This window comes from Olivibacter sp. CPCC 100613, assembly GCF_036959255.1.
Lineage (GTDB): Bacteria > Bacteroidota > Bacteroidia > Sphingobacteriales > Sphingobacteriaceae > Olivibacter.
Window position 1 is genome coordinate 1 of sequence record NZ_JAWMTI010000005.1, and the last position, 23,470, is coordinate 23,470.

General features: G+C 39.3%; 23 protein-coding genes. 5 read left to right on the plus strand and 18 right to left on the minus strand.

What is annotated here, in order from left to right:
* Nucleotides 1–104: 104 nt before the first annotated feature.
* The 6 genes from RYH73_RS16360 to RYH73_RS16385 all read right to left on the minus strand — a co-directional run bounded on the left by RYH73_RS16360 (nt 105) and on the right by RYH73_RS16385 (nt 5,488).
* Nucleotides 105–821: an RteC domain-containing protein gene (locus RYH73_RS16360; RefSeq protein ID WP_335314523.1), complete on the minus strand. Its 717-nt coding sequence runs from the start codon at nt 819–821 to the stop codon at nt 105–107.
* A gap of 224 nt (nt 822–1,045) precedes the next feature.
* On the minus strand, nt 1,046–2,254 hold the full coding sequence (locus RYH73_RS16365) for a hypothetical protein (RefSeq protein WP_335314524.1): 1,209 nt from the start codon (nt 2,252–2,254) through the stop codon (nt 1,046–1,048).
* Nucleotides 2,255–2,265: 11 nt separating this feature from the next.
* Entirely contained in the window at nt 2,266–2,970 is a 705-nt protein-coding gene (locus RYH73_RS16370; RefSeq protein ID WP_335314525.1) for a LytR/AlgR family response regulator transcription factor, read from the minus strand.
* Nucleotides 2,971–2,979: 9 nt separating this feature from the next.
* Nucleotides 2,980–4,152 carry a sensor histidine kinase gene (locus RYH73_RS16375; protein ID WP_335314526.1) on the minus strand — a complete coding sequence of 391 codons (1,173 nt, stop codon included), beginning with the start codon at nt 4,150–4,152 and terminating at the stop codon, nt 2,980–2,982.
* A gap of 9 nt (nt 4,153–4,161) precedes the next feature.
* Nucleotides 4,162–5,298 carry a hypothetical protein gene (locus tag RYH73_RS16380; protein WP_335314527.1) on the minus strand — a complete coding sequence of 379 codons (1,137 nt, stop codon included), beginning with the start codon at nt 5,296–5,298 and terminating at the stop codon, nt 4,162–4,164.
* 58 nt (nt 5,299–5,356) lie between these two features.
* Nucleotides 5,357–5,488 (minus strand): hypothetical protein, encoded by a 132-nt coding sequence (locus tag RYH73_RS16385; RefSeq protein WP_335314528.1) that lies wholly within the window; start codon nt 5,486–5,488, stop codon nt 5,357–5,359.
* A 316-nt stretch (nt 5,489–5,804) separates the two neighbouring features.
* Here RYH73_RS16385 and RYH73_RS16390 point away from each other — a divergent pair, with 316 nt between their 5' ends.
* Nucleotides 5,805–6,788, plus strand: a complete 984-nt coding sequence (locus tag RYH73_RS16390; protein WP_335314529.1) for a hypothetical protein — start codon at nt 5,805–5,807, stop codon at nt 6,786–6,788.
* Nucleotides 6,789–6,924: 136 nt separating this feature from the next.
* On the opposite strand, the gene RYH73_RS16395 is transcribed toward RYH73_RS16390, so the two are convergent.
* The 5 genes from RYH73_RS16395 to RYH73_RS16415 form a co-directional block, all read right to left on the minus strand.
* Nucleotides 6,925–7,311: a mobile mystery protein B gene (locus tag RYH73_RS16395; protein WP_335314530.1), complete on the minus strand. Its 387-nt coding sequence runs from the start codon at nt 7,309–7,311 to the stop codon at nt 6,925–6,927.
* A 259-nt stretch (nt 7,312–7,570) separates the two neighbouring features.
* Nucleotides 7,571–9,058 (minus strand): RNA-binding domain-containing protein, encoded by a 1,488-nt coding sequence (locus tag RYH73_RS16400; protein WP_335314531.1) that lies wholly within the window; start codon nt 9,056–9,058, stop codon nt 7,571–7,573.
* Nucleotides 9,059–9,068: 10 nt separating this feature from the next.
* Nucleotides 9,069–9,437: a helix-turn-helix domain-containing protein gene (locus RYH73_RS16405; protein WP_335314532.1), complete on the minus strand. Its 369-nt coding sequence runs from the start codon at nt 9,435–9,437 to the stop codon at nt 9,069–9,071.
* An 11-nt stretch (nt 9,438–9,448) separates the two neighbouring features.
* Nucleotides 9,449–9,847: a helix-turn-helix domain-containing protein gene (locus RYH73_RS16410; RefSeq protein WP_335314533.1), complete on the minus strand. Its 399-nt coding sequence runs from the start codon at nt 9,845–9,847 to the stop codon at nt 9,449–9,451.
* A 10-nt stretch (nt 9,848–9,857) separates the two neighbouring features.
* Nucleotides 9,858–10,241 carry a helix-turn-helix domain-containing protein gene (locus RYH73_RS16415; RefSeq protein WP_335314534.1) on the minus strand — a complete coding sequence of 128 codons (384 nt, stop codon included), beginning with the start codon at nt 10,239–10,241 and terminating at the stop codon, nt 9,858–9,860.
* Between the two features lie 173 nt (nt 10,242–10,414).
* On the opposite strand from RYH73_RS16415, the gene RYH73_RS16420 reads away from it, so the two are divergent.
* From RYH73_RS16420 to RYH73_RS16435, 4 genes are all read left to right on the plus strand, one after another.
* Entirely contained in the window at nt 10,415–10,654 is a 240-nt protein-coding gene (locus RYH73_RS16420; protein WP_335314535.1) for a hypothetical protein, read from the plus strand.
* Nucleotides 10,655–10,918: 264 nt separating this feature from the next.
* A complete protein-coding gene (locus RYH73_RS16425) occupies nt 10,919–13,909 on the plus strand; it encodes a SusC/RagA family TonB-linked outer membrane protein (protein WP_335314536.1) in 2,991 nt (996 codons plus the stop codon).
* 9 nt (nt 13,910–13,918) lie between these two features.
* Entirely contained in the window at nt 13,919–15,283 is a 1,365-nt protein-coding gene (locus RYH73_RS16430) for a RagB/SusD family nutrient uptake outer membrane protein (protein ID WP_335314537.1), read from the plus strand.
* A 13-nt stretch (nt 15,284–15,296) separates the two neighbouring features.
* Nucleotides 15,297–16,709 carry a TlpA family protein disulfide reductase gene (locus RYH73_RS16435; protein ID WP_335314538.1) on the plus strand — a complete coding sequence of 471 codons (1,413 nt, stop codon included), beginning with the start codon at nt 15,297–15,299 and terminating at the stop codon, nt 16,707–16,709.
* Here the strand turns inward: RYH73_RS16435 and RYH73_RS16440 are convergent.
* From RYH73_RS16440 to RYH73_RS16470, 7 genes are all read right to left on the minus strand, one after another.
* The gene (locus RYH73_RS16440; protein WP_335314539.1) at nt 16,699–17,721 is read right to left on the minus strand and encodes a hypothetical protein; all 1,023 of its coding nucleotides are present in this window, start codon (nt 17,719–17,721) and stop codon (nt 16,699–16,701) included. The two genes, RYH73_RS16435 and RYH73_RS16440, sit on opposite strands and share 11 nt — an antisense overlap.
* Before the next feature lie 47 nt (nt 17,722–17,768).
* Entirely contained in the window at nt 17,769–18,047 is a 279-nt protein-coding gene (locus tag RYH73_RS16445; protein WP_335314540.1) for a hypothetical protein, read from the minus strand.
* A gap of 107 nt (nt 18,048–18,154) precedes the next feature.
* Entirely contained in the window at nt 18,155–18,631 is a 477-nt protein-coding gene (locus RYH73_RS16450; protein WP_335314541.1) for a MauE/DoxX family redox-associated membrane protein, read from the minus strand.
* A gap of 315 nt (nt 18,632–18,946) precedes the next feature.
* Nucleotides 18,947–19,522, minus strand: a complete 576-nt coding sequence (locus tag RYH73_RS16455) for a hypothetical protein (RefSeq protein ID WP_335314542.1) — start codon at nt 19,520–19,522, stop codon at nt 18,947–18,949.
* An 86-nt stretch (nt 19,523–19,608) separates the two neighbouring features.
* Nucleotides 19,609–21,621 carry a conjugal transfer protein MobC gene (mobC, locus tag RYH73_RS16460; RefSeq protein ID WP_335314543.1) on the minus strand — a complete coding sequence of 671 codons (2,013 nt, stop codon included), beginning with the start codon at nt 21,619–21,621 and terminating at the stop codon, nt 19,609–19,611.
* The gene (locus tag RYH73_RS16465; protein WP_335314544.1) at nt 21,618–22,904 is read right to left on the minus strand and encodes a relaxase/mobilization nuclease domain-containing protein; all 1,287 of its coding nucleotides are present in this window, start codon (nt 22,902–22,904) and stop codon (nt 21,618–21,620) included. The genes mobC and RYH73_RS16465 overlap by 4 nt, the downstream gene beginning before the upstream one ends.
* A complete protein-coding gene (locus RYH73_RS16470; RefSeq protein WP_335314545.1) occupies nt 22,886–23,296 on the minus strand; it encodes a mobilization protein in 411 nt (136 codons plus the stop codon). The genes RYH73_RS16465 and RYH73_RS16470 overlap by 19 nt, the downstream gene beginning before the upstream one ends.
* Nucleotides 23,297–23,470: the final 174 nt, after the last annotated feature.

Sequence of the window (23,470 nt, forward strand, 5' to 3'; positions counted from 1 at the left end):
ACACCAAAAGAACACATTCTGCTCTGGGTTATAAGACACCCAGACAGATCGAAGAAATGCTATTGGAAAAAGAAAAAATGGCAGCATAAAAAAGTCTCCTATTTTTAGTTGCAATTCCAGTTGAACATCGTTTCCAGTTTACGGACAATTTCTCCTATCCCTGCCTGACCATTGTTGAGTTGCCCGGTGCAATACCAACCATAAGCAGTTTCCAGTAAATTAATGCTTTCTCCTGTCCATGTTATTTTATTCAAATCCGGTTCGACCTTCGTTATGCCGCGCTTTAGGAATTTTTGAATGTGATTGACCAACCTTTCTTTAGCCATTATTTTGGCAATTATATTATCAGCCTGCGTAGAAAAGCGTTCATCATGATCAATCCTCACAGGGCACAACCAAGTAGGAGCCTCTTTGGCCGAGCGCAGAAATAATAACTTGTCCAAGCGGTTATCGCCCGAACGATAATAAGTGTAAAGTTCCCTATTCTGTAAAAAGAATTTTTCTATCCCTTTCAGGATATAGCGGTAATATTTCCTGACATATTCATCCCGTCCTGTAGGTTTGGCAACTTCCATCCGTTGCTTACTGGAAAAGTAAAGAATAAGACTTGCGAACTTTGGCTTTTTTGTTTTGAAGAAGGTAATTTCTTCTTGTTCATTGAACGGGTAGTCCACTGTTTTGTCTCTTAATCGTAACAGATAAGTATGTGCTGTCATGGCTTTCTTAGCAACTGTGAATTTCTGTTCCTTATTTTCCTGTTCAATGGCCGTGAGTTCCTCTTCGAGTTCACGGTATAAATCGTCTGCATATTGTAAGATCATAACTTTATCATTTGGTTTCGGTTCAAAAAGACAGCTTTTACACTCGTAAATAAAGTGGTCAGGGTGGTTAAGAAAAAGTAAATAGTCCCCCAATACAAGAATTAAGAAGTACTGAAGCAAGAACTTAGGTGGTAGAATTGATGTGAATTTTTGCAAAAAAATGTGAAATTAATTGCAATTAACAATGAAAGAAACAACTCTCTTTCATTGAATAGTACAAGCAATCATCGGTATTTGGTATTGATATGATTGATCATCTTGATAAGAATTTCTTTCACCTTTTCGATAACCTGCTGAGATGGAATATCGTCTTTACTCAGTAAGCTATGTAGCGCTAGACGATCAGCATTGGGAGTACCAATAAAATTAGCGATAAAGGTAAAAAGCATTTTTTTCTTGCCTACCATCAGTATTTGCAGCTCCAGTAAAATTCGGAAGAAAAAAATCAATTGTCTTGCGGTTAAGGAAACCCTGAAATAATATTTCTTCGAGTCTTCTTTTGCACCACCGACCGGAAATTTTGACCAAATTTTACGAGTTTTACGAAATGATGCCAGTTTTTTATCGATATATGTCAAGAGCGAATATTGGATTGTCGGCAATTGTGAATCCGCAGCTAATTCTTTTATGATAGGAATAGCTCTCAACCTAACCCTGTAATGTGTCCATTGTTCCTCCTGCCCGTGTGGATCATCATTAACTTCTACTAAACGGTGCATCTTCTCTATAATGAAATGGTAAAAGGGTAGGTGATTAAAATTGAAGGAAATCAGTTGAATAATGAGCTCTTCTTCTTTCCGATCAGCATAACCGAGGAACAAGAGTCTTGAAGATAATTCATTTGAGAGTTTAAGGGCATAATTCCAATGATGCCATGTAATGTAGTTACCGGCCTTTTCATGTAGAAAACCATAAAAATAGTCCTTTAACAGGCTTATCAGTTTCCTTTCTATCCTGTTTTCATCAAAGACCCATAGTAGTTCCTGTACATTGTTCAAGAAGGCTTTGGACCTGAAATGCAGTAAAAAGGACGGTAATATTTTTTCCGACTGAAAATTCTGTGGATAAAAAAGCTGCAAATTCTCTAAAAATTTAATCCCGCAGTGCATACAATGATAAAAAACAGCTATTTCATAATTGTTCTTTACCCTTATCCCATCCCTTTGCTGCTTGCAATTATTTAGCTTCCCCCAGCTGGTCAAAAGGGCATCTGTAACGGATATCTGATATCTACGGATCAGTATATCACGTCCTTGGAAATCATGCACCTGGAGTATATTGACAGCTATCATATCTTCCATATGCTGAAAATATTGCTTCAATGTTCTTTTGGAGGAGGAGAAATCCTGGACGTTATTTTCGTCAGTTATATCAGCAATCAGGTCATCCAATTTACTCGAACAAATAAGGTAGTTGTCAGATTTCGCATACATTTAGTTTTTCGTTATATAGATGGATAGACATAGTTGAGCAGGTATTCCCTGTACATCCCGCCGATAATGAGACTGGTTCCATTTTTTAGTTTAACCATTCCTTCATCAATTGTATCGATCATTTTTATGGCTACGATATAAGATCGATGTATCCGGATAAACCCCTCTTGGGGAGATAGTTTTGATTGGACATCTTTGATTGGCATAGTAGAAAGCAGGAACTCTTGGTGCAGATGAAAAACTACATCGTTTTTTCTGGCTTCTATGTAAATAATATCGTCATAATCTATTCTTTTGAGTTTTCGCTCATACTTTATGAAAACGTAGTCGTTACTGATTGCAAATAGGTCTACCGGTTGATGTGTTATCCTTCCCCGTAAGCGTTCCACTGCCTTCGTAAATCGATTCATATCCATTGGCTTTAGCAGGTAATCGACAACGTCATGCTCAAAGCTTTCCAACGCAAATTCCGAAAATGCCGTACATACGATTACTTTTATATCGGACTTAAGCTTCCCCAGCACTTCCGTACCGTTCATTTCGTCCATTTCCATATCTAAAAAAAGCGCATTGGGCTTCATTTGTTTGATCATTTCCAATCCCTGCAAAGGGCTCGTAGTTGTTCCGATCAGCTCAACATAGGGGAATTCCTGTAAATAAAGTTCCAACTGTTGAAGAGCGGCCGGTTCATCGTCTATAGCAATGCATTTAATCATAATTATTTATTAAAGGAGGGAAATCAGTAATTCAATTGTATAAATTCCGTTTTCGTCAAGACGTGTCAATGTAGCCTTATTGTTAAAGATCGCTTTCAATCGTTTCTCAAGATTCTTCAATCCGATGTGATTCCCTGATTCCTGCGGTACAGCCGCTTTCTTTTTATTAGAGCAATAAAAATAGATTTTATGTCTATCGACAATGATCTTGATTCTCATGGGACACATCGGGTCACTCAGATCGCCATATTTAAATGCGTTCTCAACCAGTGTGATAAAGCATAACGGAGGTATTGTTAGGCCATACGGATCCCCTTCAAATTCAAAAACCACTTGTTTTGTGCCACCGAAACGTTTGTTATTTATTTCCAGGTAAGTATTTAAGTATTCAAGCTCCCTATGGAGAGGAACCAGTTGCTTTCCTGTTGCTGCATTTTCCAGAAAATATCGCATCATGGTTGAAAGTTTGAAAATGCTGTCGGATAACGATTTCGACAAAGTCAACGCTTCTGTATAAATAAAATTGAGTGTATTATGCAGGAAATGTGGGTTTATCTGTGCCCTTAAAAGTGCCTGCTCATAGGAGAAGCGTTCACGTTCCACCTGAAATTTAGCCTCGTCTGCACGCCGGCCATATTGTATCGCCCGGAAAGCCCGGAGCACAAAATAATAAATTAATGCATAGCTGGTATATTTGATATACATGGGCAGGATATTGCGTAGATAAAGCGTTATTTTAAAAGGAACGTGTTCATAGAACAACTTGATTCCGAATAATGGGAACAGATGGTAAATAGCAATGTAGCCCAACGTTGCCAGCACAAAGAAAAGAACAACCAATAAAGCGCAGCTGTACCACCATTTTATGTTTTTCTGTTCGAAGAACCATAGCGAAAAAAGGTTCGCATAGAAAACAATAGCATAAAGTATACAGGAAAATACAATATGCATGTACACTACGTTCTCGATTTTAGGAACATTATACAGGTAAGTTAACTGCATATAGATCAACCAGCAAAGTGCGTGAAAAAAAACGGGGTGTTTATGAAAGAAAATAGCCATATCTCCGGGGTTTGAAGATTCTACATCCCACAAGATAAGGATATTACGCCAGTCTTTCCGAAAAAAACGACTATAAATGCAAAAAGCAGCATCAAAAAATCGAATTCCTATATTATCCATGGTTAAATACTAATGTTGTACCACAACCCGGCTTTTTACAAGATCGGCCATATGGTTCCGGTTTAACATCGGAACGGTAAACCGATAACTTCCCTCGTACAATTGCTCAAGCCTGGTGTAGAGCCATTGTTCCACCTCAAAACACTTATAATCGGCTTTACGAAAGAGGAAATGCTTTTCATTTACCCTGAAAAAGCCATAATCTCTTTTGTTGAATGCCACCTGTTTTTTTGCCGACTTCCCATCATTGTCAATTTGCGGATGAATTGATTCATCAACACTCACTTTCGCATAATGGTGCAGGTATAGCCATCCATCCCATTGCCAGGGCCTTTCATAAACCAAATTTTCAAGGTCTTTGTAAATTGAGACCATCACGCTCTCGGCAAATGTTTTTTTATCAGAAGGGCTATTAGGTATAATAGGGCGTCTAAATTCCAGCTTTGATACATAACGCCACCTTCGGCTTGCGGTTACCGGATAAAGCGGCACTTTGTTTATAAATGCGGCATAAGCAGCTCCGGCCCGTACATTGATATGCTGGTTCAAAAAGGGAACGGTAATGAGGTTTTGATTTTGATATTCATTACCTGCTCCCGTGTTCCCATCCATATATATCAGTACATTTGTTTTCTCTCTGAGTGTCCGGCATATTTTAATCAGGCAGTTTTTTTCATTTGCATCGATAAGATCAAAACCTATTGTATCCAGCGACTCCTGACTGTAAAGTTCATTCGCTAGATTACCTTCTCTTAGCATTCCATCGTTTGCTACAACCAATTTGAATGGAATTCCATTTGCTGCCAAATAATGTCCTATTAACCTAAAAGACCCAGTATGAAAGGTAACAATAATACCAGGTGCATCACGAAATGTGTCCGGTTTTCCTTCGTCCCAAAAAAGCACTGGCACCTCTTTGAGCAGGTCAATTGCAGACTGTTCCATATTTGCATTTTTTTGGTTGATGAGGAGTTTTTTAAACAGTAGTTCATGCTGTTCGTAGGGAATATGCGGGAGAAAATTCCGAAAACTGGCACTTACTATTTGAAATTTGAACCATATTGGTGTGTTTGGAAGCAATAATAAGTTTTTGTAATAATCAGACCAATACTTCCTATTTCTTTTCAATTTATTGATGGAATACATGATTTCCAGTTTTAGCCCAACAAAGCAAACATACTCTGTTGGGCAGTGAGATTGATTATTAAATACCTTCGTAAGGAATGCACTTTTCTTCCCTAGCAGCAACCAATAGTGCGGCTTCTAAGGCCAACAAACCAACAGGCTTGCTGAAAAGTTTATTGATCCTGGCTTTAACCTTTGTTATCCGTTTCATATTAATCGTATATGTTTTTAAACCGTTCCTACTCTTATCAAGGGTTTTCGGTTACTCCCTACCGTTGGCCAAAGGATTTGTCGAATATCCTGTTACTAATCTCGTAAGGGTATATAGCGGCATCAAGCAAACTGGGACGAATGCAGCTATTCTAAGTACGAAAGGGATTTTTGTAGGTACGAAAAATTATCATTTATGATAATCTATAAGTCATACTGAATTAATAATTTAGCACCAACCTCCGACAGATATGACACTGATTACTAAATCCATTATAAACAACCCAGTACAAGCAAAAAACACTTAACCTAAGATTATGCATCCCATTACCGTTAAAAAGATTATTGATCACGCAATCAGGAGTTTCCATGAAAAAGAATTTCAAAAATTTGGAGATAGGTTATTAACCGAATTATATCCGGATGATTACCATTCAACGCGTGCAGGTGGAAGATATGGCGATTTTTCCAATGACGGATACAGTCCGAAGAGCAGAACTTTCTTTCATTTTTATGGCCCTTGGCGTGATACCAGCAAAAAGTTGAAACTAAAAATGCAATCGGATGTCAGTGGGTGTCTCGAAAAGCAAAAGAACGTGAAGAAGATTGTTTATATCACCAACAATTCTTTCTTAGGTGAAATCGAGACGCACATCGATGAAATGAAAAGAAAATTCAACATGGACATTGAAACCTGGGGTCCCGAAAGAATTTTACAAAAAATGGATGGCTTGCGTATTAAAACCGTCAGCTATATATTAGATATGGCCTTAGATCTTAATGAGCAGCATATTGCCCTTAATGAAGAAGTTATTAGTTACGAACCTTATGTAAGAACCTTAAGAAAGCATTCCCATAGAACGGTAAGGGTACGCGGTCTTTTATCGATAAGCTTTTTCATAATTACTGTCTCTCTGAGTTTACTTAATATTCTTTTTAATTTTTCTCCCGTAACCGGATTAAGTGTTTTACTATCACTTGGGGCTCTGTTTACACAACACAGATATCTGGCTATATATATGGTTGTTTCAACAAAGGAAGCAGAAATCACATCGTTTTTCGATGTAAGATTCTACAAAAAGGAGGGTAAAAGCTATCTGGAATATGATAAAGTAGCGTCTTGTGCAGTTCCAGGCTGCACAGGAAAAGTAGTTACCGGATTGCCCCCAAAAAGAGAGAAAAATAGGTTTTCAGTGGTAGGTTATTGTTCTAAAGAGAAAACTTTGCATACCTATTCAATTAATGATGATAATATAGGTTATCCCGTACAGCTTAATTTTGAACCAATTTCTCCAAAGTGAAAGTTTTATCAGGTTATTGCCAAAGAAGAAACTAAAAAGTAAGGCAATTACTTTATCTGATAGTAGGGCGTTCTAAAAAATTGCCAGCTGTTCTTTACAGATATGTTTCATTTTCTTTGATACTCGATACCGAAAATTACGATCTTGCAAATGCTACCAATGGAGCCAAGTTTCCCGCATCGGCCATACGAACACATTTAATATAATCTGCTCGAGCGTCGCTTTGCTCAACTAAATTAGCCGCCCCCCAACTAAATACCGGCTGCTTAAAAATCTTATCGATGATGATATCCGCCATTAATCTGCTATGTCTTCCATTGCCGTTCGGAAAGCAGTGAATGCTTACCAAACGGTGCTTAAAACGTATGGCTATTTCTTCCGGAGGATATGTATTGCTCTTTATCCAATAGAGCGTATCGTCCAGTAGATATTTTAATTCCTGCCCTATGCGATATCGTTCTACACCAATATTTTTTTCTGTAACCCTGAAATCTCCTGCCCAAGACCACACATATGTAAGCATATATAATGACAAAATATATGTTTTTGTCAAACTTTAGGCTGACATTTTTGATACAGAAGTTGAAAGTTATCGGGAAGAAATATCGATTCAGGACTCACAGAACAGTGAAACAACAAGCAAGAAACAGGGGTAAACGGAAGGAAGCTATTGCTATTGCTATTGCCAAAGAAATGAAAAATGGCGATTTGCCTACCAGCCAAACCGTAGAGTTTACCAAGCTTTCTATTAAGGAGATCGAAAAACTAAAAACCCATTTGTCCTATACTTTCCAATATCCGCCAGTTTTCGGCGCGCCTCGGAATTCAATCTTTTTTTCATTCCTAAGGATTTTTAGCCATCTTTGAACAGATCTTACTGGAGCATTCATCTTATCCACAAAAAATGGAACCCTATTGCCAGGATGTTGAGAAATCAAGCTTAACAGCTCATTTACTACGCCATTTACTACGCCATTTACTACGCCATTTACTACCTCTTCCTCCGTTATTTCAGCAATAAAGTCTGGATGGATATGCAAAGTTACCTGAAAGTAACTCCTTTCTTCATCGGTATCGAACTCAGGATTGGGTGAACCATTGGTTTTGAGTGATTTTCTAATAATTGGAATACCTGTGGCCTTGCCCTCGGTAAGATCCAGTTCCTTTAGAAAATCGCCCAATCGCCTATTTCTATAACGCCTGGGCAATATTGGACCGATCTCGAATGCTTTGTTTTTGATACTCCTATCAGGACCACCATAATTTAAAATAACCATACTGTTTGGATAAAGCCTAATCTCTACAGGTTCTCGTGTTTGGTAATCACGGTGATATAGTGCATTAGCAACCACTTCCTCCAAAGCCTCGTAAGGATAATTCCAGACTCTCACCGCTTCGGCTTTCCCTTTCACTTTACGCACCTTCTCTTTTAGAACAGTTGTACGCAGGTACAAAAGTGTCTGTCGAATCATTTGTGGAACCGGACCATTAATAGGGGCCGCTTCAAAAAACTCAGGATCGTCAACTCCTTTAGGAAAATGGACTATTTCGACATGAGAATAAGGAAAAAACTTTTCGGGATTTTCTGTAAAAAGCATTAAAGAAACATTCCTTGGGTACGATAATTCTGAAGGGCCATATTGTAATTCCATCTGAGAAAGAATCTCCGCCTTCGATCGAGTATCAACCCACTCCAGCAAGCGGCTATTCGTTTGCCTCAAATGCTCTTTCAGCAGTATAAAAGATATATCATCAATAGAGGCACTCGTGTTAGGCCGATCATCAAAGGGAACTTTGTTTGAGATAGAGATCAGTTCCTCACGTTGTTGCTTATTGGCTTTCACGCTACTTCCCATCAGACGGATAAAATAATGGTAGCGTTTTTCCTTTGAATTGATTTCATCAGGAACCTCATACGGCCTGTTCTGCCCACTGAGTGCCCAAATAACTATAATTTTCTTTCCACTGATTTCCTCTACGCTTACCTTTGGATAATAGGCAGGATTGACAAGGTTGTTGAATCCGATCATTTCTTTTTGGATCCGATCTATTTCGTCCTCATTCAGCCCAATAGGAGGTAATATTGGCCTACCATTTTGTTCCTCTATTCCAACGATAATATACCCACCGCCAATATCATCAAAGTCGTTGGCAAATGCGCAAATACTTCTGTATATAGAGCCTGGATTCCATCCCTTTTTATATTCTATCCGTTCACCTTCTACCGTACGGCCTTCTACCAATTCTAATACATTTATGTGCAAAGGCATTTCAACAAGTTTAATTATTTCTAGTTTGCACCCGAGCTTGTAAGCGATTTGCGTCTTTTTTACTTTTATCGACCTGTTCCTCTAAATTCTTGATTTGGTCAGAAGAGCAGCCTTGGTACATTATGTTCACTCCTTGATTACCATCATAATTGTTAAAGTGGTTTGTATAAGTGGCCTTGTCTTGATAGTTAAGTATATATTCCGGGGCTACTCCGAAAATCTCCGATAGCTCGTAAAGCCTTGAGACTGTAACGTCTGCAATATTGTTTTCTATATTACTATACGCTTTAACTGTTATACCGAGTGCCTTTGCCACATCCTCTTTATGCAAGCCTTTTTCCTTTTCTCTGATTTCTTTAATATTTTCGCCAATTTTCATATTCTAAATATTTAAAATTCTATATTATTATTTTTCAATAGTGCTTCCAATAAAGAGATTCGTTTGCGTTCGCTTTCCAGCAATTCCTCTTGTAATTTAAGGATTTTCCTATTATTGTCTGACTCTACACTTGTTCCACCTTGATGCATAATATTAGTCCCCTTATTGCCGCTTTTATTGTGAAAATAATTATAAAACTCTTTCTTAGATTGCTTGTAGTTCAGGATATATTCTGGATTACACTCAAATATTAAAGCAATCTCTTCCAGTCTAGTTAAATTTATATCTGTAACATTATTCTCTATGTTCCCATATGCCCTTTCGGAGATATTTAATCTATTGGCCATATAGCTCCTTTTAAAGTTTTTTTCGGTTTCCCTAATTTCTCTTATATTATCTCCAACTTTCATGTCAAAAGGTTCAAAAATCTATTGGTATATTGTTTTCGCGCAACAATTTTTCAAGCTTGGGTATCCTTTTTAGCTCTTCACTATACAACTCTTTGTATGCTTTTCTTACTTCTTTTTGATCAATTCCTTGGATTTTTATGTTTGTTCCTGAATTATCACTATGGTTAAAAAAATAATTTTTTATTCCGTTAGTCGGCTCGTTAAGCTGAAGCAATTCCGCAGGAGTTAAAGATAAAATGCCACAAATTGTATCCAGCATACTTAAAGTTATGTCAACATCGTCATTTTCAATTGATTTGTATTCATCAACACTAATTTTCAATTCGTTAGCCATAAATTCTTCAGTATACTTGTGAGCTTTTCGGATTTCAATGATGTTTTTCCCTATTTTCATGTTATAAATTTTTACAATCGTAAATATAGTAAAACTTCCACAAAAGAACAAACACTTCCAAACAAACCTCCATATAAATTCATCTTTCTGAACTACAACATCAATTGCTAGAAGCTATTTTCTCCAATTTGAACAGCATTTGTCTTTTCTTTGCAAATACCTAACACAAGATTATGAAAAGAAAGCAAAAGGCACCTAAATCAATCCAAACCATTTTAAAAAGGGTTCAGAAGGGTTGCAGCCTGTCCAAGCTTTTTTCAAAACAACCAACTAAATTTTACCCAATGGTAGTACTAGCTGACGATGAAGAAATCATTGTCAGTATCTCTGATTTCAGTCTGACAATTCAATGTGCTCCTGAAAACCGCACAAAAAAAAATCTCTTTAAAAACCTGATAAAGTCACCGGTTTAATCGGCTTCTTTCTTCTTTCCCAAGAAGTTCAACCTAATTTTTCACCAAACCTCAATCGTAAAAAATGAATTTAACGCTCATAAGGGGAATGTTATGTCTTTCCCAAACGAACTTTACATATAAATTTAGAAAAACGACCGCCTATCATGTGTTTACCGCAGAGGCAATGCGGGTTCCACTTCGTTTGGAGCCTGCTGCCGAAGCGGTATTGATACTTAATTGCCGAAGCAATAACAAATTAGCTACGAAAGGGGGAAATAAAAAGTGAAGAAACTTTTGATACCCTTTAAAATTTCGCTTTTAACGATCTTGTTCTGTGTTTGTTTGACCAATGCCGGGCAGCGGGGACTAGGCACCTCTGCTGCCACCGGCTTGGTTATGCAGCAAATTATACTAAAAGGAAAAGTGCTGTCAGCAGTTAACAATGAGCCGCTTGAAGGGGCCACCATACGTACAGAAATCACCTCTATAAAAACTGATCAGAACGGGAATTTCACTGTCATAACCAAAAAGGACAAGGGAACATTCACGGTCACCTATTTGGGCTATCAAACCAAGGAAATTCAGTACGATATTTCCTCTAGTCAATACTATGCGGTAAAGCTTGATCCACAGCAGAATACCTTAGATGAAACGGTGGTAATTGCCTATGGACAAACTACCAAACGCTTCAATACAGGAAGCGTTGGGCGTGTAACCGCAGCAGAAATTTCAAGGCAACCGGTCGCAAACCCAATAGCTGCATTGCAAGGGCGCATCCCTGGGGTAGAAATCACGCAGCAAAGCGGACGTACAGGTGCAAATTTTAATGTTCTTATAAGAGGTAGAAGCTCGATTGCAAATGGAAACGAACCTCTATACCTGATCGATGGAGTGCCATGGTTAAGTGCAGGTATTTCAAAAGCCGGTTCTGTGGGTTCACAAAGTCCGTTTAACAGCATCAACCCATCAGACATCGAGAGTATCGAAGTGCTTAAAGACGCTGATGCAACCGCAATTTTTGGTAGTAGGGGAGCAAACGGTGTTATACTCATCACCACAAAGAAAGGCAAGCGGGGAAAAACAGAAGTTGGCCTGAACGCTTACACAGGTATTAGCCGGGTGGGGCACACTATGCCGTTAATGAACACACAGGAATACATTGAAATACGTTCTCAAGCCTTTGTAAATGATAACATCGCCCCTACGTCTGTAAATGCACCTGACCTTGCACTTTACGATCAGCAGCGGTATACAAATTGGAAAAAAATTTTAATTGGAAATACCGCTCATTTATCGGATCTACAGTTAAACCTTTCAGGGGGCAGTGATAAAACACAGTTCCGTATTTCAGGTGCCTATCGAACGGAGGAAAATGTTTATCCCGGAGATGAGGCCGACAAACGAGCAAGCGCGCAACTAAACCTCGACCACAGATCCGAAAATGAGAAGTTCCGGATCTCTTTTACGAGCAGCTTTTCAGATTACAAAAACAACATACTTCCCACCGATTTAACAGAGGGTACTTACACTGCACCAAACTTACTACCATATGAAGATAATGGATCCTTATCATGGTCAGAAAACGGATCGGCTGTATATAATAACCCTTTGGCGGCTACATTGAGAAGTTACCGGACAAAAACGCAGAATTTGGTCAGCAATCTGAACGCTAACTACAGTATTACAAAACACATAGCTATCAGGTTGAATGCCGGTTATACCACCATTGCAACAGATGAGGCCAACGTTTATCCATTAAGCTCTTTTATACCGAACAATTCGAGGATAAGCGGGGAATCAACATTCGCCAATAGCGATTTTAATAGTTGGATTGTAGAGCCGCAACTTACGTATAACCGAAGCTTTGGCAACCATAAGTTGGAAATGTTGTTGGGATCTAGTTGGCAGGAAGAGAAATCCAGCGGCAGGATTATATTTGCCGGCAATTACAGTAGCGAAGAACTGTTGTTCTCCACAACCGGGGCAAGTACCCTAAATGTCACCGAAGAATATGGACTTTATCGGTATCAGGCAATATTCGGAAGGATCAATTACCAATATAAAGAACGATATCTTTTTAATCTGACCGGGCGAAGGGACGGTTCTTCCCGTTTCGGACCCGGACGTCAGTTTGCAAATTTTGGTGCAATCGGTGCCGCATGGATTTTTACCAATGAAAACATTATCAAAAACAATTTGGCATTCTTAAGCTTCGGAAAATTTCGCGCCGGCTACGGGCTGACAGGAAACGATAAAATAGGCGACTACCAGTTTCTTGACACTTACGGAAATGTCCGTTATCCCTATGCAGGCATCGGTGGCCTGGCTCCGCAACGTCTTTACAATCCTGACTACGAATGGGAAAGCAACCGTAAATTGGAAATGGCTTTGGAGCTTGGTCTATTGAAAGATCGGATACTGTTTTTGGGAGCTTGGTTCAGAAACCGAAGCTCCAATCAGCTATTGCAATATACCTTACCATCTCAGACGGGATTCCGGGGCATTACCCAAAATCTACCTGCCGAGGTGGAAAACAAAGGGTGGGAATTTGAAATCAGCACCATAAATCTCCAAAAACCTGCATTCAAATGGAATTCATCCTTCAATATTACACGCGCAACAAACAGGCTACTCGATTTTCCGGGTCTTGATAAATCAAGTTATGCAAATCAATATGCGATTGGCGAGTCCCTGAACATCGTTAAGTTATATCCCTATTTAGGGGTAGATCCTGAGACAGGCCTTTGGTCTGTCGATCTTAATAACGGCCGCAGCGTTATTCGCGACCTTACACCGAAATTTTACGGAGGGTTGAACAACAGCTTCCAGTTCAAGGGATTACAATTGGATGTCTTCCTCCAATTTGTCAAAAAGGATGGGTATAGTTTCATACATAGTCTTCCGGCGTTAATGGGAACTACAAACTTTAACCAACCAAAGGCTTTGACAAACTATTGGGCCCCTTCAAATATCGATAGTGAGATACAGAAACCTTCTACAGGGGGACAGGCTGCAACTGCAAGAAGCAATTACCTGCTATCGAACGGTGTAATAACAGATGCCTCATTTATCCGATTAAAGAATGTTTCACTCAGCTATCGTTTGCCTGATCGTTGGCTTAGCAGCATGGACATCAAGCAGCTCCGCATTTACTTTCAGGGACAGAATCTACTGACCTTCACGGGGTACGAAGGTAATGATCCGGAAGTAACCAGCATGCGTACCCTCCCGCCTCTGCGAACATTAACATTTGGAATTCAGGGAACTTTTTAACAGCATAAAATGAAACAAAAATTATTTAGATACTATTTGATAGCGATCATCACAAGTTTTACAGGCTGTAGCAACTTCGTGGAAGTTGAATTACCGCCCAACCAGATCGGTAAAATTAACGCTTTCAACAATGAAGCGACTGCAACGTCTGTAATCAGTGGGATATACAGTAACCTTTCCAACATTTCCCATACTTTAAATGCAGACATGCACATTGCCGTAGCACTCAATGCAGACGAGCTATCTTATTCACAATCTTCACAGACTTATCTGGAATTTCTAAATAGCAATATACAGACTAACAACACATTGGTCGGTAGTTTTTGGTCCACGACATACAGCAGCATTTACAACGCCAACATGGCAATTGAAGGGCTTTTGTCTTCATCTAACCTAAGTGAGTCCGTACGGAATCAACTACTGGGAGAAGCGAAATTTATCAGGGCGTTTTGTTACTTTTATCTGGTGAACCTATTCGGAGATCTTCCGCTGATATTGGAAACGGACTATCAAAACAACCAGCGCCTTGGCAGAACCGAGATAGCTAGTATCTATGAACAGATTGAAAGTGATCTTACAGAGGCTGAAACGTTATTGACGGAAGGCTATCCGGTTTCGGATAAAGTTAGACCCAACCGTTTGGCGGCCACCGCTTTGTTGTCTCGAGTTTATCTTTATCGCGAAAAATGGCAACTGGCAGAGGCGAAAGCTTCCGATGTTATCAATAGTGGTTTATATTCACTGCCCGACCTTTCAGCGGTATTTTTAAAAGCGAGTGAAGAAACAATCTGGCAGCTAATGCCGGTGTTTCCCGGCTATAACACTAATATCGGAAGAATACTAATTCCAACATCTAGCGGCAGAATTCCAAATTACTTTCTGATTGAAGATTTCCTACAATCATTTTCCAACGGCGATAAGCGACAACATGAATGGATAAGCTCCTTAACAATCGCTGATAAAATTTATCATTCGCCCCATAAATATAAAGTGCAGATAGGTACTGAATTGTCGGAATACCTGGTTGTGTTTCGACTTGCCGAGCAATACCTGATAAGGGCGGAGGCTTTGGCAAGGCAGAACGATATTTCCCGCGCCCTACAGGATTTAAACATAATCCGTAAAAGGGCCGGATTGGAAGAAGTAGTTATTAACAGCACCGATGAGATGATAGATGAGGTTCGAACACAGCGCAGGCATGAATTATTTATGGAATGGGGTCATCGCTGGTTTGACCTTAAACGACTGAGCCTTGCATCCTCAGTATTACAATCCATCAAAGGGGCAAATTGGCAATCTACGGATATTTATTGGCCAATTCCCTTACAGGAGCTGGACTCGAATCCTTTTTTAATCCAAAATGAAGGTTATTAACAAGAGAATTGAAATGAGAAACTACATAAGAAGATTAAGATTTTTACTGGCGATATTAATAGGAATGAACTTCCCTATCGAAAGCCATTGTCAAGCAGAAAGAAATGTTCCTGTTAGGCCATTAACAGTTGGAGATACAATAGATCTGAGCTCAATAACAGGATTTGATAATCGTCAAATCAAAGAAATCAAAGCAAAGCATGTGATTATTGACTTTTGGGCAACCTGGTGTTTTGCCTGTCTTAATGGGATGCCGAAGTTATCTGACTTACAAAAGAAATTCGCAGATCAACTGGAAGTATTTTACGTTACCTACGAAAATGACAGTCTGGTTAATAACATTTATAAAAAAAACTTAATTCCCAAAGAAATCGAGCCTAACATTATCACGAACGATAAAATATTAAAGAGACACTTTCCATATTTAACCTTGCCCCACGAAGTATGGATCAACGATAAGGGCATTGTAGTTGCCATTACCGGCGGGAGCGAAATAAGTGAAGAAAATATCCAAAAGTTTTTAGCGAACCAAGAACTTAGGTTGCCGGTCAAAAGAGAAAATTTCAATTATGAAAAAGAGGGGTTAAGTAATGCTGATAGCACTGATGTGCTGTACCGATCAATACTTTCAAAATATAACCCAAATGCCCCACATCGCGGCATGTTTGACAGAGGTGCCCCGAGCTTCGGCACTGACAGTACAAAGTATAAAACTGTCAATCGGGCGTTTTTTTCGAATTACCCGGTTATACGTCTTTATTACTGCATATACATGTTATGGAAAAACAAAGGAGATGGGAATGTCAATCCATACCGTGTTGAGGTCAATATAAAAGATGATTCCATCCGGAGGTTATATGCTGACGTTAACACAAAGATTCCTTTTTTCCCCGACTTACCCTTCCGAAAGTGGAAAACCAGACAGGAATACAATAAGGATAATTTATATAGTTATGAATTAAAACTTCGGGAGTTTGTCCCAGATACGCTGGTCTATCAATACATGTTCAATGATTTTAATCGGTTTTTCCCCATAAAAGGGGAAATAGTAAAAAGAAATATTGAATGTTTGGTTCTTTATGTCAAGGATACAACGAAAGTCGCCGGCAGCCTTGTTTATAAGGGTGGCGATCAAAATGCAGCCATAACCACTGAAAAGATAATTATGAGGAAATGGAACATGCGCCACCTCGTTAAGAACTTGAATATGTTCCGGGCAAAGCCGTTTATCAATGAGACGAATATATCCGAGCCTATTGACATCGTAATTGACTTCAGTAAGTCTCCATTTCTCGATAGAAAGCAGGGAAAAGTAGTCAACATGCTAACTTTTGACGAGGATATTTTTGAATCTGAAATGGCCAAATATGGTTTGGGTGTAAAGAAGGAAAAGCGGGTGATCGATGTCCTTTCCATTACCGATTGAACAGATCTCTGACATTAAAAAGACGTAATTCATTGCTATGGTATAACACCAACATTTTATTCCGTGAAATAAACTTCATTGATTTGATCAGTTTACCTTTGGAAACCGGAAGATAAAAGCTGCCTAAATAGGAAGCGGCTTTTATATCGTACATATCAATCGGAATATGCTGGGTGTAATGGGATCGCGATTCATTATCTGCTTTTAGATTGGATGATATATACAGGAATCCGCCGTGTACGCAGCTCTTTTGGTTTATCGCAAACCTCGCACCATTTTCGCCTTCTTTTAAGCTGTTTGTAACCGTGTCAATAGTGTGAACGATATTTTTTAGATGTAATGAGGTATCGAAAGTTGTTACCTCATTTTTATAATAGTGCATATAGACAAAAATTTGGGTCGAATCATCAAAATTCAATTGTCCGTCGGCTATCAGGCCCTTCGGTTCGGATAAAATGGTATTACCTGTATCACAGGATATGGTAGCGTCGTTAAACCGGCCAATGCAAAATTGTTTGGACGTTTCAATACCTGTGTATTTTAAATAGCTATATCTATTATCTGAAATAGGCAGGTAATAAATCACCGGAGGCGTCTTGAATCTTGATAGCAGTTTTGGCTCCTTGGTTTTCAAATTAAAAATTTCGACCTTTCCACGGCGGTCATACCGATAAAGCTCGTCGCCGAATAGCTGGTATCGGTATTTTTTATTTTTGAAGCCTACCGGAAAATTGCCAATGGTTATAACCGATGTCTGACAAGAATCGTTGTTAAATTTCAACAGAAACTGGGCATCATCGGTCTCCAAAAGCGTGTAATTGCCATGTACTCCCAATATTCTAGTTGTTTGTTTTTTTAATAACGATTTACTGATCTCTTCAACCTGACCCTTTAAAATTTTCCGGTCAAAACCATTGTCTTTTTTATTAGGTAAATCAGCCATTGCCCATAACCCATAGATTATCAGGATGGGTAATGTAAGCGAAAACAGTAAAGAAACAAAAACTCTCATCTCATCATGTTAACAATGAGCGGATTCTCCGCTCATTGTTCGAAAATCTAAAATTTATTTTCATTTCCGTTCCACTCTAAGTTTGGAGCAGTAGAATTCTGATCCGTTGGCTCCGCACAGGTTTGCTGAGTACCTTGGCACAAAGGCGAAATTTCGGATTCGAGTCCCACCAGATTAAAATTTGGGTGTGATGAATCTGTAATACGGTATTCCTCTTCCTGAACTTTTAATACCGAGGCATTTGCTTCAACATCATTGTTCATTGCCCAGTTTGCCACACCAACCAACCCAGCAGCCAGTGTGATTCTTAAAATTGTTTTTTTCATTTTATTTATTATTAGTTTTAAAAATTCGTTTTCCAGATGGATCGTCAGTGAAATAACACAACCTAGTTATGGTGGCGAATGCGGATATAAAATGTTCAACAATTTTTTCATGACTTTGGTATTTGATTTTGTGAATTGGTTTCCTCTATTAAAACCCCAATGAGCGCGAATGCCAGAAACACCATATTGAATATTAAATGTTGCTGCCAGGAAAGTGATTCAATGGCTGCAGAGCACAGGCACGAGGTAAAGTAACTGTAGTTAACAAGCATGTATATATAAGCGGTAAACAAGCTCATAAGAAATACCGAGAAATAAAGCGCTCTTAACCGCCATTTATCAATTACAAGCATCATTGCCACAATTGCTTCTATGAGTGGAGTACCTATCGCAACAGCTAGAGCGTAATCCATAAGAAATGGAGATTTACCGAGCTCATCCAGAAAACGGCCAAACCGCACTGTTTTATCAAAAGCTGTAAGACCGAAAAGAGCAATAAGAAGAATGGCGATTGTTTCCAATGTTATAACCTGCCAGGTTATTCTTATTGGTTTCCTTATCGCGTCTATATTTAATGTATCCATTTTTTTGATCTTCATTTGTCCTAACAGCATATGATAAAGTTCCGAAAGTGGGAAATAAATCTTTGTATCAATTTTCGAAAACTTTTGTCGGATATGAGACATGGCTTTGTCGTAAAAGACACAGGTTTTTGTCACAAAAACGACAAACCTTAGGTCATTAAACATTGCTTAAGCAGCCTTTACATTGAACTAGGGTAGTTTAGAAAGAAATGTAGTGTGGAATAAAATGGTTTCACCCCATAAAAATCACCGATGTGAAAATCTGCTTATTTTTGGCTTGTTGTAGAGAAAATTTGCGATTTTACAGTAGTGGCTCTATTTGATAATCTTGTAGAGATATCTCCTGTCAATTTGCAGGTATTGGGCCTGTTGTTCAATGGTCAGTTTTCTGGCAAGGTTAGGATATTCCATAAGAAAGTAGTTATATCGATCTGTTGCATTTTTAATTCGCAGCATGATCTCCCTTCCGGCACCTTCCACTACGGCCTCTTCATAAATTTCCAGTAACATTCTGTACATATTGATATTGTTACGCGCAATGGTATCTGCCCGTAAAAGGTTCAGGGCGTATCCTTCCGTGTCATTTAGCACCTGAATAAGTTCCTCTTTTTTTGTTCCGGATAGAAAACCATTGCCCGGCACAATAAATCCTTTGTCAATTATCCACAAGCAGTAGTCTCCACTGGATTTGGAAACCACACTTCTTACCAGACCACCGGTGATATAATAAAGATACGCAGTTGAAATGCCTGTAGGATAGGAGATTACCCAACTTCGTTTAAATGAAATTGGGGAGAAGAGATTCTCTAACAACATGACGGTTTTTTCATTTGCCGTTTTGAGCGATTGCAGTCTTTGTCGTAATTCCACCATAGTCTGAATTTTATTCATAAAGGAAAAATTATTTTTTCAATAAAATGGGTGGTTAGGGTGGTGTGGATTAACCACCCATTTTACGATCGGTTAAAAAAAGTACTTTATAAAGACAGGGAAGTCTGTTCAGGAGGCGTTGGAATATTTTTTGGAAAGGTATCATTTTCTTTGGGAAGTGGCGCAGTTATCTTTGCCAGCTCTTTTGTTATCAACTGTTGTATATCATCCTTTATACAGAGATAGGTTTCCTGTATATCTGCTGCTGTCACGTTTTCAACTAGTGGTATATCTCTATAGGAAGCTTCTTCTGCTTTTATCGCCTCATGGTCATTCTGTATTTCTGCATGAAAAATCTTTTGTGGTATCCTGCAGTCCGGGTTGTCGGCAACAACTCCAACAAACACGCCCGATGAAAGCGTTGCTATCTTACTTGCCGGAATGGCGGCATCCAATTGCGTAGATTTTGAGATGGATATATCACTGCTGTTTATGCTCAGGCTCTGTCTGTCCTGAACGATTTTGCCAAACGTCTCGGATAGCTTTTTAGCGGTATCGCCTGTCACCTGTCCGCTGATAATATTCCCGACAATTCCGGTTATCACATCAGCTTGGTCTGCCCCATAATCTTTTTTTAGCTGGCTGAAATCCTGAACGGCCAATATGGTGGCCACTTTGTTGCTCCTTGCTGTGGCAATAAGGCTATCAATATTGTTAAAGTAGATAGTTGGAAACTCATCGAAAATGAGGCTGCTCTTAAGTTGGCCTTTCCTGTTGACCAATTTTATCATCCTGGAGATGAAGAGGGAAAGTACAGGACCGAACACCTGTAGTTTCTGCGGATTGTTACCAACGCATACAACTTTTGGAGCTTTCGGATTATTAACATCCAAGGTAAAATCATTCCCGCTTAGAACATAATATAACTGAGGTGAGGATAATCTGGCTAATCCTATCTTTGCACTGGCGATCTGCCCCTCCAGTTGCTCTTTTGCATTATTCTGAAAGGCGGATATAAATGGGTTGATCAGTACCTTAATCTGTTCCTCCTGTTGCAACACCGCAAAAAGCGGATCGTAATCCACCTGCATCAGCTCTATAACGTGGGGCAAGGTACAATATCTTCCATCTTCATACTTCCGGAGAAACCAGATAATGGCTGTTAGGAAGTTTATTGGGCTCTCTACAAAGAAGTCACCTTCCTTTTTTATCCAGTCACGGTTAAGGCCAAGCATAATGGTGCGGCTTGCCTCTGTGGCGTCTGTAATATCGTCCATGCTTTCTGGATCCAATGGATTGCACCTGTGATAGATTTTTTCGAAATCGATCACCCAGAAAGTTGGCTTTACGGTATAATTCTTCCGATATCTTAATAAGGCATTATAGGTAATCTTGGACAGATCATCGAATTTAAAATCATATAAAAAGACTGAGAAACCTTTTTTTATGTGCTGGTCGATTATATGGCGGATGACAAAATAACTTTTCCCTGCGCCAGGGGTTCCGGCTACCAATAATCCTCTGAAAAGATTGATTAGGTTTATCCAGCCGTTCCTTATCTTTCCCTTAAGCTGATATTTTGTCGGAAGGTTAACGGAAAATTCATTTTCCAGCAGCCGTTCTTCCTGTGGAAAGGTTTCATTGTTGTTATTGAAAATATCATGGTTGAGCTTTTCTTTCAGTAGCCTTGAGAGGTATACGCCTCCCGTGAGGATCAGGAGGTAGCCTATTGATGCCATCAACATATAGAGTACGGCAATGACCGTTATTTGTGTAGGGATATAAAAACAGAGTATACTTATGAAGTAAAGTAAAAGCCCGGTAATAATATAGCAAACGATTACCCTAACCTTCATCTTTTCATCCTTTTTGCCCTTTGCTCCCAACAGGGATATCGATAGCAGACCCAGTGCAGCAAGTTTGGGCAACAAAAGGTCGGAATAAAGCCCTGTCTTTGCAATGACAACAATGATCCGATCGGTAATTTCGGCTGTCCAGCTCCATTGTTCAAAAGCTTTATAACAGCATAGGTAAAAATGGATAGCTAATATGAATATGCTTATCAGTCGGGAAAAGTCGATGATTTTTCTTAAGCCCTGTATGTCTTCTCCTGTGTTCATGGTTGTTTTGGCTTTATTCTTCTTTTTTTCTTTTTGGAGGTAATAGAAGGTGCATATCCGATGTATTCGGGATCTAGAAGGTCTTTCAGTATTTTACCGGTTGTAGCGGAGACAGTCAGATCGGAAAGATTAATTTTTCCGGTATGTTGAAGGTGCTTTTGTTCACTATGAGGTTTTAGGTAACCGCTTATTCTTTTTGGTTTCGACAGATAGGTCTTGATCTTGTCGTTTTCGGCAAGTTTTTCCTTTAAGGCTTTTGCACTGTATGTTTTCCCAAGGCTGCTGCCGTTGAAAACGGCTTTACGCTGGTGGTCGACAAATGTAACCCCGTATATAAACCCTTCTCCGTTCTGCCGGAAGATCAAGGCGATCCCGTTTTTCTGTAGTTCGGTAATCAATGTCTGCTTGGTAATGTATTCGTATTTGCTGAGCGCCTGGTCAATTCGCCTTTTCAGATCATCGCGGTATGGTTTTCTCCTTTCAACATTCTGTTCAAACTTTGTTTCCAACCATTTAAGGATAGGTCTGTTGTAAAAATTGCTTGCCTTGATGGGAACGCCTATTTTTCTTCCCTGATTGTCCAATATGGAATAAAGGAGACCTTTCTTTTTAAACATTTCGCTTTCCTCATTCCCCCTGTCCGCCACAACATTGAACTGTTTGAGCACTGCATTAAATTCTGCGAGTGATGTGAACTTATAGCTATTCATCACCATCGTAACCACATTGCCGATTGCCCTTTTGGTAGGCAAATGACCATATTGTATTTTTTCAGGATCAATTGCTTTTATGGCTGGCTCTGGATGATATGTTTTGCTCTCCGCTCTGATCAGGCCAAATTCTTCCTCTATGAATTTCCTTGCCTGTTCCGACTGTATCCTGCCAATGTTATGTAGGTCTATGGATGTGCCGTCCTTTTTTATGTTTACCGTTGCGATATGGAAATGCTGGTGGGAAGCATCTTGGTGCCGATAGACCAAAAAAGGTTGGTCACCAAAACCAATGCGCTCCATATAAGTTGCTGCGATCTGTTGCATTTTAGCGTCGTCGAGTTCTTCACTCGAATGAAAGTTTAACGAAATATGCAGTGCGTTTGTGCTTACGCTCGGTTTGAGGCAAGTCAGGTGTTCAAACCGCCTAAATTTATTAGGGAAATCCAGCTTTTCGATGTCTCCCGCAAAACCGCTTGCCATAATCAGCGTAGCAGAACCTTCTGCAACCTTCTGCTCATTATAATGCAGTATGCCCCGTATGCTTTTGCCTATCATGATCCTTGCAACCATTTTTCAGCAAGTTTTGAAACAATACTTAACAGGCGTTCCAGCTTCGGTTCCATCTGTTTATAGGTACTGGCTGTTTTGAGGGCAAAAAATGCTCGCTCCGATTCATTCTGGCTGGTGTGGAAACGATGCGTCTGTTGATTGATATTTATACCTATAGCCTTGATCTCTTTTCTTATCAATGCAAGCTCTTCCATAGGACCATTCATAGAAATGTCCCTATGCAGATAGGTTATCCGTTGTTTTGAGAGCATCTTTCTGACTACTTCTCCAATGCTCCTGTAATTACTTTCTTTCCGGATCTTTTCAAGTTTATCGAAATCTTCCAAAGTGATCCGGATAACAATCGGATTGGTTAGCACCTGTTCCTGATCTTTGTGTTTCTTTCTAGGCATAAATTACACTTTTTAGAAATTTCAGACTTTGCGAGTTCCGAGCAAAGTCCCGACCGCAAGGACGGCAAAGATATTTTCGTATACGAAAATACATCTTTGCTGCCCACCCTCGTGGGCCGTAACTGAGCTGCCCAAATGTAGTCTGAACTTCGGTTACACTTTAGTTTTTCTCCT